At 63.9% G+C, this 12500-nt stretch carries 10 protein-coding genes; 9 read left to right on the forward strand and 1 reads right to left on the reverse strand.

Annotation, left to right across the window (positions count from 1 at the left end; all coding sequences use genetic code 11):
- Nucleotides 1-34: 34 nt before the first annotated feature.
- The 4 genes from HNP00_RS22245 to HNP00_RS22260 all read left to right on the forward strand — a co-directional run bounded on the left by HNP00_RS22245 (nucleotide 35) and on the right by HNP00_RS22260 (nucleotide 4224).
- Nucleotides 35-928: a LysR substrate-binding domain-containing protein gene (locus HNP00_RS22245; RefSeq protein WP_184741890.1), complete on the forward strand. Its 894-nt coding sequence runs from the start codon at nucleotides 35-37 to the stop codon at nucleotides 926-928.
- Between the two features lie 137 nt (nucleotides 929-1065).
- Nucleotides 1066-2004, forward strand: coding sequence for an ATP-binding cassette domain-containing protein (locus HNP00_RS22250; RefSeq protein WP_184741891.1), 939 nt, complete (start codon nucleotides 1066-1068; stop codon nucleotides 2002-2004).
- On the forward strand, nucleotides 2001-3110 hold the full coding sequence (locus HNP00_RS22255; protein ID WP_184741892.1) for an ABC transporter permease: 1110 nt from the start codon (nucleotides 2001-2003) through the stop codon (nucleotides 3108-3110). Before HNP00_RS22250 ends, HNP00_RS22255 begins: the two co-directional genes overlap by 4 nt.
- 13 nt (nucleotides 3111-3123) lie before the next feature.
- The gene (locus HNP00_RS22260) at nucleotides 3124-4224 is read left to right on the forward strand and encodes an ABC transporter permease (protein ID WP_184741893.1); all 1101 of its coding nucleotides are present in this window, start codon (nucleotides 3124-3126) and stop codon (nucleotides 4222-4224) included.
- Nucleotides 4225-4909: 685 nt separating this feature from the next.
- Here the strand turns inward: HNP00_RS22260 and HNP00_RS22265 are convergent.
- Complete coding sequence (locus HNP00_RS22265) at nucleotides 4910-5548, reverse strand: hypothetical protein (protein ID WP_184741894.1); 639 nt, start codon at nucleotides 5546-5548, stop codon at nucleotides 4910-4912.
- 636 nt (nucleotides 5549-6184) lie between these two features.
- Between HNP00_RS22265 and HNP00_RS22270 the strand changes: the two genes are divergently transcribed.
- The 5 genes from HNP00_RS22270 to allB all read left to right on the forward strand — a co-directional run bounded on the left by HNP00_RS22270 (nucleotide 6185) and on the right by allB (nucleotide 12493).
- Nucleotides 6185-6988 (forward strand): hydroxypyruvate isomerase family protein, encoded by an 804-nt coding sequence (locus HNP00_RS22270; RefSeq protein ID WP_184741895.1) that lies wholly within the window; start codon nucleotides 6185-6187, stop codon nucleotides 6986-6988.
- Between the two features lie 123 nt (nucleotides 6989-7111).
- The gene (locus HNP00_RS22275) at nucleotides 7112-7990 is read left to right on the forward strand and encodes a 2-hydroxy-3-oxopropionate reductase (protein ID WP_184741896.1); all 879 of its coding nucleotides are present in this window, start codon (nucleotides 7112-7114) and stop codon (nucleotides 7988-7990) included.
- Between the two features lie 124 nt (nucleotides 7991-8114).
- Nucleotides 8115-9893, forward strand: a complete 1779-nt coding sequence (gene gcl / locus HNP00_RS22280; RefSeq protein WP_184741897.1) for a glyoxylate carboligase — start codon at nucleotides 8115-8117, stop codon at nucleotides 9891-9893.
- A 22-nt stretch (nucleotides 9894-9915) separates the two neighbouring features.
- Nucleotides 9916-11139 (forward strand): glycerate kinase, encoded by a 1224-nt coding sequence (locus HNP00_RS22285; RefSeq protein WP_184741898.1) that lies wholly within the window; start codon nucleotides 9916-9918, stop codon nucleotides 11137-11139.
- A complete protein-coding gene (allB, locus tag HNP00_RS22290; RefSeq protein ID WP_184741899.1) occupies nucleotides 11132-12493 on the forward strand; it encodes an allantoinase AllB in 1362 nt (453 codons plus the stop codon). Before HNP00_RS22285 ends, allB begins: the two co-directional genes overlap by 8 nt.
- The last annotated feature ends 7 nt before the right edge of the window (nucleotides 12494-12500 follow it).

Genomic DNA, 12500 nt, shown 5'->3' on the forward strand with positions numbered 1-12500 from the left:
CACTCGCCTTGATACCAAACTGGTATGGTTCGGTATGGACCTCCACCATCTCAAGTACTTTGTGGTGCTCAGCGAAGAGCTTCATTTCGGCCGCGCGGCCCAGCGTTTGCACATGGCGCAGCCGCCGCTTTCGCAGCGGATCAAGGACCTCGAAAAGGAACTCGGGGTGCAATTATTTCATCGACGGAAGACCGGAGTGGAGCTATCCGAAGCCGGGGCTTTGTTGTTGGAGCATGCTCGTGGGGTTTTAGATCATGTGGCCATGGCCCAAGAGTCGATGCGGCGGATCCGGCCCGGAGCTTCGGGTGTCCTGCAAGTCGCGGTGCCACCGGACACCAACCCTCGGGCGCTTTCGGCGATGGTTGCCGCATTTGGCGACGCGGCGCCCGACGTGCTGCTGAACCTGCACGAGCTCACCACGGTTGAGCAAGTGGAGAGATTGCGCGACGGTGAGCTGGACGTCGCGGTGGTCCGTCACCCTTTGAGCGCTGTTGGCTTTGAGTCGGGGGCCGTGTATTCGAAGCCGCTGGGTGTGGTGCTGAATGCTTCGCATCCGTTGGCTGGTGTGGATGCTGTGCGGTTGGGTGATCTCTCCGGGAATCCCTTGATCATCTTTCCCCGGCACATGGCTCCGCCACTGTACGACTCGTTCCTTGAGACGTGCCGCGACGCTGGCTATCTGCCCGCGGCCATTGTTCATGCGCGGAACCAACACTTCACGCACGGGCTGATCCTGGCCGGCCGGGGCGTGCACTTCAACGAGGAACCCTGGACCCCGTTGCCTTCCGGCGTGGTTTGGCGGCCGTTGCTTGGGGATCCTTTGGCGTGGCGGACGTCGGCGCTGTGGCTGAAGAGCCGGAGGTCAGATGAGACAGATGCTTTTGTTGAGGCTGTGGGGGTGGGGTTGGCGGCGGGCGGGCACGGGTGAAGCACCACGAACCCTCTACTCCTTGTGTATTGCCCGCGGCAGTCGCATCATGGAGCCGTGACCCGCCATATCGCCGGGAGTGATCGAATGCCAGCCTTGGCCCACGCTTCCCCGCGCGAACAACACGGAGGCGCGGCATGACGGACACGGCCATAGAACTCATCGGCCTCACCAAAAGGTTCGGTTCGTTCACCGCCGTCGACGATCTCAGCCTGACGGTGGAGCGCGGCGAGATCTTCGGCCTCCTCGGACCCAACGGGTCCGGCAAGACCACCACCATCGACATGATCAGCGGCTTGAGCCGCCCGAACTCCGGTGCGATCACGGTCCTCGGCATCGATGTGCTGGCAGAGCCGCGAAGGATCCGGCGCTCGCTTGGAACGGTGCCCCAGGAGAATGCGCTCTACGAGGAGCTTTCGGCCGAGGCCAACCTGCGGTTTCATGCTGATCTCTTCGACGTGCCCCGGAAGGGCCTCGACGAGAAGATCACAGCGCTCCTTGAGCTGGCGCAGCTTCAGGAGCGTCGGAAGAGCCGCGTCTCCACTTTCTCCGGTGGCATGAAGCGGCGACTGGCCCTGGTCCGGGCAATGCTCCACGAACCGCAACTACTCTATTTCGACGAGCCGACCCTTGGAGTGGACGTGCAGAGCCGGCACGCACTCTGGGACCGCATTCTGGAGCTAAAGGATGGCGGCACCACGGTACTCATCACCAGCAACTACCTTGAGGAAGCCAACGCCCTGTGCGATCGGCTCGCCATCATCGATCGCGGTCGGCTGGTGGCGCTCGATTCGCCGGCCAAGCTGCGGCGCAGTTTCGGTGACACAGTGCTTGAGATGCGCACGCGTCCGGCGCCCGGGGACGACGTCGTCCGTAAAGTCCGCGCGCTCCCCGGCGTGGTTTCGGTGATCGCCTCCGACAGTTCGCTGAAGGTCACGGTGGAAGGCGGTGCCGACGTCACCGGAAAGGTCGTCACGGAAGTGATCGGAGTGACGAGCCTTGAGGAGATCCAGAGCCGCGAGCCAAGCTTGGACGAGGTCTTCCTGAGCCTGACCGGTAAGGAGCTCAGGGAATGAGCCTTCGCCACAACCTCCGCGTCGTACGGGCTGTGGCCTCCGCGGACATCCGGCTTACCCTTCGCGAACCACTCTTCGCCATCATCGGAATCCTGATTCCGATCAACTTCTTGCTGCTCTTCCTTCTCTTCGCCCTGAGCGGCGGGCAGGCACCGATCGCCGTCGTGATGAATGACCACGGACCCCTCGCACAGCAGTTCGTCCAGGCCATGGGCAATTCGTCGTCGTTCATCATCCACACGGCCTCCTCCGCTGACGCGGAGCGCGAGATCCACTCCGGCACCATTGTGGCTGTGGTCACCGTGCCTCAGGAGTTCGACGCCGCCCTGGCCGCCAAAGCGCGGATCGACATTCCCGTGGAGGTCAACAACCTGAACGTCGACTTCACCAACGACATTCGGCGTGCCGTTCCGCTCTCGATAACGTCCTTTTACGCCGACGCCTTCCCGGAACAGGTGGTGGTGACCGCCCGCGAGTCCGACGTGCAAGTCCAGGACACCGGCTACATCCCCTACCTTGCCGTGAGCATCATGGTGGCTGGCCTCATGCTCGCGTCCCAACTGCAGGGCAGCGTCAACACCGCGCGGGACTACGAACTAGGAACCATCAAGGAACTGGCATTGGCCCCAGTCAGCCGCCTGACCATCGGGGTGGGCAAGGTTCTCGGTGCCGCCGCCCTCGCGGGGGCGTCCGCGCTGCTGCTACTCGCCGTCGTCGTCTTCCTGATCGGCGTACAACCGCTCCATCCCTTTGAAGTCCTTGGCTTTGGCCTGCTGATACTGGCGGCGTTCCTCGCTCTTGGCGTCCTGCTCGGGACGCTGGTCCGCCGGCGACAGCAGGCGATCCCCCTGTCGATCGCCGCCGTGCTTCCCCTGTTCTTCTTGAGCGGGCCGTTCGGGCCGGCGAACTGGCTGGGCGCCATCCCGGGCGCGATCGCCGCGGCGTCGCCCCTCACCTATGCGATCGCAGCTTTCCAGCATGCCTTCCACGGCTACCAGACTGCTCCGCAGGGCCTGACCGTCGACGCGATCGTGCTGGCAGCCTTCACCCTGACAGCCGTTGCGCTGGCTGCATTCGTCTTCGGTCGGCGAGGGGCGAGGCAATGATGGGCGCGTACTGATGGCGGCGCGACGGGCGGTACTCGCCATTGCGGCCAAAGACATCCTGACATGGTTCCGCACGCCGTCGGCGATTCTGGCGAGCCTTCTACCGCCGCTCGCGTTCCTGCTGATCATCTTCGTTGTGGCCGGTGCCGTGGGCCGGAACCCGGTGGCGCTGGTGGTCGAGGATAGCGGTCCGCAGGCTCAGCGGCTCGTTTCGATCCTTGAGAACTCGAATGCGTTCCGCATCCAGCGGGCCGATCCGGTTGAGGCCACTCATCTGCTGGACACGCTCCAGGTTGCGGCAGTCATCACCATCCCGGCCTCGTTCGACGACGATTACCAGGCACACCGGCCCGACCCCGTGAGCGTCCAGATCAACAACCTGAATCTGGACTTCACCAACGACTTGCGCCGCTCGGTGCCGGCCGCCATCACTGAATTTTATGAGGGCCAGCCAGACACGCCGATCATGGTTGGCGTGTCCGAGTCTGATCTGAGGGCGCACGACGTCGACCTGGTCCAGTTCCAGCTTGTGCCGATCCTGGTGCTGCTGCTCACCATCATGGGTATCGTCAACGGTGGGCTGGCCGCGGCCCGGGAGTTTGAGGACCTGACCATCAAGGCTCTGCTCCTCTCGCCGATCGGCCGCGGAACGCTGATCGCCGGCAAGATCATCGCATGCTGGGTGACCACGATGCTCGTCGCGGCGGTGGTGCTGGTCTTGTCGTTCGCCTTCGGCGTTCTCCGGCCTGCCGGTCGGTATTGGCTCCCGGCCCTAGCAGCCATCGGACTGATCGCGCTAGCGGCTGCCGGCCTTGGTACAGCACTCGGAGGTGCGCTGCGCCGCTTCTCAGCTGTGGCCGGGGCCGGAATCAACCTGTCGATCTACCTGTTCTTCCTCAGCGGAGGAATCAGCGTGGCCGCGTTCCTGCCGGATTGGATCCAGGCCATCGCGCACTTCACTCCGACGTTTTACGGAGTGGATGCCTTGGAAGCCGCCATCTTCTACCAGTCAACCGACAATCTGGGCCGTGACCTGGGGGTTCTGGGTGTGACGGCGGCGGTTGGGCTGGGGCTGGGGATTGTGAGCTTACGACGGCGGTTGGTTGTGGGTTAGGAGCCGAGACTCCTCAGAAACGAACGCTCGACAACGGGACTGTGAGCGGTGATTTACCTCCTCGGGCGGCGTCGTAAACGCACATCAGGCCCTTAGGCGACACCTAAATCTGCCGCTTCAGTGCGTCACCTCAGTAAGCGCACTTACGCAGACGACGCACTACGAGGGCGCGGATGGATATCGGCTATCCGGTTACCGCCAGCAGGCGCATACGTGAGAATTTGCAGGCCGCTCGCAAACTTCCCATTGCCGACGCCTAGAGACGATTGACGGATTTGCTGCTGCACGCCAGCACAAACACGGTTGCCGTCCCGCGGATAGTTGACGTTTCGATCACCATCCGAATCTTTCTCGCGGGCAGGGGTCCAAGCGGCCGTCACTAGGAAGTCAGCGACGGCCACTTGGGCGGAAACTAGGGTTCACTTGCTCGTTCACTTTGTCTATATGCTTCGAGGGCGTCTTTTCGGGCCCAAGAATTAACAAGGGCTCCGTGGCACACGAATTCGATGCAAAGAGCCGGAACGATAATCCAGCTCGACACGCCAACTCTGGCGAGTGTCCCAAATATCACGACTATGAGCACCGCACTGGCGATGTTGAACCAGCGCCGGCCCGGGGTCGCGTTCATTGCCGTCATGAGCTCATCTAAGTAGTGGAGCATGTCCCTCCTCTCTGATTGCCGCCGTCACCGGCAATAGCCGCCTGTATAGCGGAACGCCATAGCCCCGATCGGAGCGGGCGCCAGACGAATGCATTCGCCCCTGGCGTGCGCAGCAATGTGGTTGACCACCCGCCCGCTGCCGTCCATCACCACCGCTGATCCATCGCTTGCAACCACAACTTCCGCGGGTCGGCCATCAAAGGTGAAATCAAAGCCGAACGAGCGGGGCGCGGATTCGTTGTTGATCACGACGAAACCGGCGCCAGATTCATCGCCTCGCTGGGCAAAAACGTATGCGTGATGTCTGTCCACGGACACTGTTGCAGCCTTCACATTGCCTTTCGACTGTTTCACAGCCTTCTGCTGCGGTATCGACGCCGGCTGTACCGTGAGTTTCTGACCGCTGGCTGCGACAATGCTCATCGAACCGCCGTCGCCGAACTCGACCTTCTGGGTTTTAGCTTCGGACGGAGCTCCAGGTGACGATTGGCTCTGTGCGCCCTCGAAGGGCCGAGACGCCAGAACTTGCTCCAGAGGGTTTTGATCTCGGGCGGACGACGCGTTCGCCGCCGGGGACGACGCCGCTAATCCGATGATGGCAATGGCCAAGGCCGATGTTGCAGCCAAGGCTTTCCGAGCAATCACAATGCGCTTTTCCATCAATCCCCCATTGTCTTCTGCGGATAAGCTCCGAATTCGGAACCCGTGCAGGAAGACTAAGGTCGGGAAACGGTGACTAGGTGCTGGGGGCTGCGAATTAGGTGCAACAGCCGACAAAATTAGGTGGTCAAACCTGGCACACCTAGCCGTTGGCGAGGCAACACTTAGATAGAAAGCGCGAATTTCCTTGGTGGCTACCGGAAGCAATGCGGATCAAGAACCTCGAAAACGAACGCAACGTTCCTGCTGTTCCACCTACGGCGAGACCCCTGATGCCCCCCGACAGCTCAATCCGCGACCCCAGCGAGCCCGCCGCCGGTACCCCTTCGACGCTTCGCCATGGTCGCCGAGTTCGAATCGGACCTCATCTGCCCCCGCACCCACGGAGCCATTCAGGGGCTGTACGCGCACCCGACGTAGGGGCTTGTTGAAGCGAGTCTCAGCCAACTCAGGCCAGCTTGGTATCCCAAGCCCCCTCCTTTCCAGATCCCCCTTGACTCCCACCCCCACCTTCCCTAAACTTTTCATAAAGCAGAATCTAAATTCCACAAAGCGGAAACTTGCCAAGACGATTGAAGCAAGTAGCCAAGAGCCAAGCGGAAGATAGATCCCAAGCCCTCCCCCGGAAGGACACCTACGATGACGTACACAGTGAACTGCTCCATCCTCCTGACGGAGCTGCCCCTGCTCGAGCGCCCCGCGGCCGCGAAGGCTGCCGGCTTTGACGCCGTCGAATTCTGGTGGCCCTTCGACACCTCGGTCCCCACGGACGCGGAAACCACGAAGTTCGAGAACGCCATCAAGGACGCTGGCGTTCAACTCACCGGCTTGAACTTCAACGCCGGCAACATGCCCGGCGGCGACCGCGGCCTGGTTTCCTGGCCCGCCCGCTCTTCCGAGTTCCTGGACAACATCGACGTTGTCGCAGGTATCGGCGAGCGTCTCGGCTGTAAGGCTTTCAACGCCCTCTACGGCAACCGCGTGGACGGCGAGTCGGCCGAGAAGCAGGACGCCATCGGCGCCGAAAACCTGGCCAGCGCCGCAGAAGGCGTCGCACGCATCGGCGGCACCGTACTCCTCGAACCCGTCAGCGGCGCTCCCAAGTACCCGCTCCTCAAGGCCGCCGACGCCCTGAAGGTGATCGCCCGCGTCAAGGAAGAATCCGGCGCAGAGAACGTCAAGCTCCTCGCCGACTTCTACCACCTGGCAGTCAACGGGGACGATGTCGCAGCCGTCATTGAGAAGCACGCCAAGGACTTCGGCCACATCCAGATCGCCGACAACCCCGGCCGCGGGGCTCCCGGAACCGGTGAGCTTCCCCTCGGCGAATGGATCGCCCGAAGCCGCGAACTCGGCTACGTCGGCTACATCGGCCTCGAATACAAGGAACCGCAGGAAACGGCCTTCAGCTGGGCCATCCGCCAGCGCGCCACCTCCCACTAGCGAACGCCAACCGCCCAACTGAGTAGCAGTTGATGTCGTTTAGAGCCCTCAAAACGACATCAACTGCGAGCTAGTTGGGTCCAGCACACCTGAGCTAAAACAAAGACTTCAGTAAGGAAAATCATGAGCAACGTTGCAGTTATCGGACTCGGAATCATGGGCCTCCCCATGGCCATCAACCTGGTCAAGGCTGGCCACACTGTCACCGGTTTCAACCGCAGCCAGGACAAGATCGACAAGCTCGTCTCCGAAGGCGGCAAGGGTGCCACGAGCATCGCCGACGCCGTCAAGGACGCCGACGTCGTCATCACCATGGTGCCGGACTCCCCCGACGTCGAGGGTGTCGTGAGCGGCCCGGACGGTGTCTTCGCGAACGCGAAGAAGGGCACCCTCTGGATCGACGCGAGCAGCATCCGACCGGACGTCGCCGCCCGCCTCTCGGCAGACGCCGTCGCAGCCGGCATCCGCCCGCTCGACGCCCCGGTCTCCGGTGGCGAACAGGGCGCCATCGACGCCGTCCTCTCCATCATGGTTGGCGGCGACGCAGCCGACTTCGAAGCAGCCCAGCCGGTCCTCACCGCGGTCGGCAAGACGATCGTCCACGTCGGCCCCTCCGGCTCCGGCCAGACCGTCAAGGCAGCCAACCAGCTGATCGTGGCCGTCAACATCGAGGTCCTCGGCGAGGCCATCGCCTTCCTTGAGGCCTACGGCGTGGACACCGACGCAGCCCTCAAGGTCCTCGGCGGCGGTTTGGCCGGCTCCAAGGTCCTCGACCAGAAGGGCCAGAAGATGCTCGACCGCAACTTCGAGCCTGGCTTCCGCCTGGCCCTCCACCACAAGGACCTCGGCATCGTCACCTCCGCAGCCCGCGAAGCCAACGTCGCAGTCCCGCTCGGCGCGGTCGTCGCACAGCTCGTCGCCGCCACCGTCAACCAGGGCGACGGCGGCCTCGACCACTCCGGACTCTTCAAGCAGGTCCTCCAGCTCTCCGGTCGCAAGTAAAGCCGGCCGCAAGTAAAGCATCCCGGCGACAGGCCGGAAACAAGCAAAACCGGGCAACCGCCGTCGTGAAGTACGACGGCGGCTCGCTCAGTACATCCAAAACAGACTTTTCAAGGAGCACACCATGACGAAGATGCGCACTGTAGACGCAGCCGTCGCCATCTTGGCAAAGGAAGGCGCCATCGAGGCGTTCGGCCTGCCAGGCGCGGCAATCAACCCCTTCTATTCCGCGATGCGGGCACACGGCGGCATCCGCCACACGCTGGCCCGCCACGTTGAAGGCGCCAGCCACATGGCTGACGGCTACTCCCGTGCAGCGGATGGAAACATCGGTATCTGCATCGGCACCTCGGGCCCCGCAGGAACGGACATGATCACCGGCCTGTACGCCGCCTGGGCAGATTCCATCCCCATGCTTTGCATCACCGGCCAGGCGCCCGTTGCCAAGCTGCACAAGGAAGACTTCCAGGCCGTGGACATCGAGTCCATCGCCAAGCCTGTCACCAAGATGGCCATGACCATCCTGGAACCGGGCCAGGTTCCCGGAGCCTTCCAGAAGGCCTTCCAGCTGATGCGCTCCGGCCGTCCCGGCCCGGTCCTACTGGATCTGCCGTTCGACGTCCAGATGGCCGAGATCGAGTTCGACATCGACGCTTACGAGCCCATCGCCGTCGAGAAGCCGAAGGCCAGCCGCAAGCAGCTGGAAAAGGCACTGGACATGCTCACCGCAGCCGAGCGCCCGCTGATCGTTGCCGGTGGCGGCATCATCAACGCCGGCGCCTCCGCGCAGCTGGTTGAACTGGCCGAACTGCTCAACGTTCCGGTCATCCCCACCCTGATGGGCTGGGGCGCCATCCCGGACGACCACGTCCTGATGGCTGGCATGGTGGGCCTGCAGACCTCGCACCGCTACGGCAACGAGACCATGCTGGCCTCGGACTTCGTGATCGGCATCGGCAACCGCTGGGCCAACCGCCACACCGGCGGCCTGGACACCTACACTGCCGGCCGCAAGTTCGTGCACATCGACATCGAGCCCACGCAGATCGGCCGCGTGTTCTCGCCGGACTTCGGCATCGCGTCCGACGCCGGTGCGGCGCTGGACGGGCTGATCGAGCTGGCACGCGAGCGCCAGGCAGCCAAGTCCCTGCCGGACTACTCCGGGTGGGTTGCCGAGTGCACAGCGCGCAAGGGTTCCCTGCAGCGCAAGACCCACTTCGAGAACGTGCCGATCAAGCCGCAGCGCGTGTACGAAGAGATGAACAAGGCCTTCGGCAAGGACACCACCTACGTGTCCACGATTGGCCTCTCGCAGATCGCCGGCGCGCAGTTGCTGCACGTCTTTGGCCCGCGCAAGTGGATCAACGCCGGCCAGGCCGGCCCGCTGGGATGGACATGTCCTGCCGCCCTGGGCGTTGTCCGCGGCAAGCCGGACGAGACCGTTGTTGCCCTGTCCGGTGACTACGACTTCCAGTTCATGATCGAAGAGCTGGCCGTGGGCGCACAGTTCAACCTGCCGTACATCCACGTGGTGGTGAACAACTCGTACCTGGGCCTGATCCGCCAGTCGCAGCGCGGCTTCAACATGGAACAGAACGTGTCCCTGGCGTTCGAGAACATCAACTCCCCGGAAACAAACGGCTACGGCGTGGACCACATCAAGGTTGCCGAAGGCCTGGGCTGCAAGGCCGTCCGCGTGGAAAACCCGTCAGACCTGCCCGCCGCCTTCGACAAGGCCAAGGCACTCATGGACGAATTCAAGGTTCCCGTGGTGGTCGAAGTGATCCTGGAAAAGATCACCAACATCTCCATGGGCGTTGAAATCAACGGCGTAAACGAGTTCGAAGACCTGGCCGAGCGCGGCGAGGACGCCCCCACGGCGATCATCGCCCTGCTGGACTAGTAAGTACTGAAGGAGGTACGGAATGCGTGTGGTCATAGCCCCGGACAAGTTCAAGGGATCGCTGTCAGCCCCCGAGGTCGCCAGCCGCCTGAGCGCCGGACTGCTCGCCGGTTATGCCGCCAGCCGCCCGGGTGAGGGCTTTGAAACCACGCTCATTCCTGTGGCCGACGGCGGCGAAGGGACTCTCGATGCCGCCGTCGGCTCCGGCTTCACCCGCCGGAGCACCACGGTCACCGGCTCTACAGGCCAGCCGATCACGGCCGAATTCGCCGTCCGCGGCACGGAGGCCGTCATCGAAATGGCGGCGGCCTCCGGTCTCGCGGTGCTGCCTGGCTTCGGCGATGGCAGCGCGCCAAACTCCGAAACCGCCAAGAGCTCCACAAGCCAGGGCACCGGGGAACTCATCCGCGCCGCCCTGGACCTGGGCTGCCGGCACATCATCCTCGGCGTCGGCGGCAGCGCCAACACCGACGGCGGCGCCGGTGTCCTGCAAGGCCTCGGCGCAGCCCTCCTCGACGCCGACGGCAACGAACTCCCGGGCGGCGGGGCCGCGTTGGCCCGGCTGGACCGGATCGACTTCTCGAACTTCGACGTCCGTTTGGAGGTCACCGAGTTTGTCCTGGCCTCCGACGTCGACAATCCCCTTTTGGGCCGCACCGGCGCCGCCGCGATCTTCGGACCACAGAAGGGCGCGACGCCGGACGACGTCGCCACGCTCGACGCCGCCTTGACCCACTTCGTCCAGGTCCTCGCCAGCGAGATCGGCCGCGAAGCCCAGGACGCCGCACAGGCTCCGGGCGCTGGTGCGGCAGGGGGCGTCGGCTACATTGCCATCGCGGCGCTGGGCGCGGCACGCAGGCCGGGCATCGACGTCGTCCTCGAATTCACTGAACTCGAGCAGCGGCTGGCCGGCGCGGATCTGGTGATCACCGGCGAAGGCAGCCTCGACGAGCAGAGCCTGCTCGGCAAAACGCCCATGGGCGTGGCCCGGGCGGCGGCGCGTTCGGGGATCCCTGTGATTGCCGTCTGCGGCCGCAGTACGCTGAGCCCGGAACAACTTTCGGAGTCCGGTTTCGAGTCGGTCCACGCATTGACCGAACTCGAATCCAATGTAGAGAAATGTATAGCTGAAGCAGGGCCGCTGCTTGAAGAATTGGGTCAGCACATCGGCGTGCGCCTCTCTGAAAAAGCGGCACCCATCCATGACGCAGCGCGAACCGAGACCAAGGAGCAACTCCATGTCTGAAGAAACCACCACAGCACACGGCCCGTTTGACCTGGTCATCCGCGGCCAGCGCATCCTCACCACCGCCGGCATCACCGCCCGAGAAGTCGGCATCCGCAACGGCGTGATCGTCGCGATCGAACCCCTCGGCAACGGGCTCTCCGGCACCGAAATCATCGAGCTCGCCGAGGACGAAACCCTCATCCCCGGCCTCGTGGACACCCACGTGCACGTCAACGAGCCCGGCCGCACCGAATGGGAAGGCTTCGCCTCCGCCACCCGCGCCGCAGCAGCCGGCGGCGTCACCACCATCATCGACATGCCGCTGAACTCCATCCCGCCCACCACCAACGTGGAAGGCCTCAAGCTCAAGCGCGAAGTCGCCGAGGACCAGGCGTTCGTGGACGTCGGATTCTGGGGCGGCGCCATCCCGGGCAACAAGAAGGACCTCCGCCCGCTGCACGACGAGGGCGTCTTCGGCTTCAAGTGCTTCCTGCTCCACTCCGGCGTCGACGAGTTCCCACACCTGGACGCGGACGAGATGGAAGAGGACATGGCCGAGCTCAAGTCCTTCGACTCCCTCATGATCGTCCACGCCGAGGACTCCCACGCGATCGACCACGCACCGCACCCCGGCGGCGCCCACTACTCCACCTTCCTTGCCTCCCGTCCTCGCGGCGCCGAGAACAAAGCCATCGCCGAGGTGATCGAACGCGCCCGCTGGACCGGCGCCCGCGCGCACATCCTGCACCTCTCGTCGTCGGACGCGCTGCCCATGATCGCTTCGGCGAAGCGCGATGGCGTGCACCTCACCGTGGAGACCTGCCCGCACTACCTGACGCTCATGGCCGAGGAAATCCCCGACGGCGCCACCGCGTACAAGTGCTGCCCGCCCATCCGCGAGGCCTCCAACCGCGAACTGCTCTGGCAGGGCCTGCAGGACGGCACCATCGACTGCATCGTCTCGGACCACTCCCCCTCGACGCTTGACCTCAAAGACCTGGAAAACGGCGACTTCGCCGTGGCCTGGGGCGGCGTCTCCTCGTTGCAGCTGGGGCTCTCGTTGATCTGGACCGAGGCACGGCACCGCGGGATCTCCTTGGAGCAAGTGGTTTCCTGGATGTCCGAGAAGCCCGCAGCCTTGGCCCGCCTGCACAACAAAGGCCAGCTGGCGCTCGGCTACGACGCCGATTTCTCCATCTTCGCGCCGGACGACGCGTTCGTCGTCGACGTCAAGAAGCTCAAGCACAAGAACCCGATCACGCCGTACGACGGCAAAGCGCTCTCCGGCGTCGTACGCAAAACATACCTGCGCGGCAACGAGATCGACAGCCGCACACCCAGCGGCAAACTGATCCGCCGCGGCGGCGTGTAAGGCCACA

Origin of the sequence: Arthrobacter sp. AZCC_0090 (genome assembly GCF_014207375.1) — a bacterium.
GTDB lineage: Bacteria > Actinomycetota > Actinomycetes > Actinomycetales > Micrococcaceae > Arthrobacter.

Excerpts from the sequence above, each read along its gene's own strand:
- HNP00_RS22270 (WP_184741895.1), top strand. The coding sequence starts at position 6,185 with ATGACGTACACAGTGAACTGCTCCATCCTCCTGACGGAGCTGCCCCTG.
- HNP00_RS22250 (WP_184741891.1), top strand. The coding sequence starts at position 1,066 with ATGACGGACACGGCCATAGAACTCATCGGCCTCACCAAAAGGTTCGGT.
- HNP00_RS22285 (WP_184741898.1), top strand. The coding sequence starts at position 9,916 with ATGCGTGTGGTCATAGCCCCGGACAAGTTCAAGGGATCGCTGTCAGCC.
- HNP00_RS22275 (WP_184741896.1), top strand. The coding sequence starts at position 7,112 with ATGAGCAACGTTGCAGTTATCGGACTCGGAATCATGGGCCTCCCCATG.
- HNP00_RS22245 (WP_184741890.1), top strand. The coding sequence starts at position 35 with ATGGACCTCCACCATCTCAAGTACTTTGTGGTGCTCAGCGAAGAGCTT.
- gcl (WP_184741897.1), top strand. The coding sequence starts at position 8,115 with ATGACGAAGATGCGCACTGTAGACGCAGCCGTCGCCATCTTGGCAAAG.
- HNP00_RS22255 (WP_184741892.1), top strand. The coding sequence starts at position 2,001 with ATGAGCCTTCGCCACAACCTCCGCGTCGTACGGGCTGTGGCCTCCGCG.
- allB (WP_184741899.1), top strand. The coding sequence starts at position 11,132 with ATGTCTGAAGAAACCACCACAGCACACGGCCCGTTTGACCTGGTCATC.
- HNP00_RS22260 (WP_184741893.1), top strand. The coding sequence starts at position 3,124 with ATGGCGGCGCGACGGGCGGTACTCGCCATTGCGGCCAAAGACATCCTG.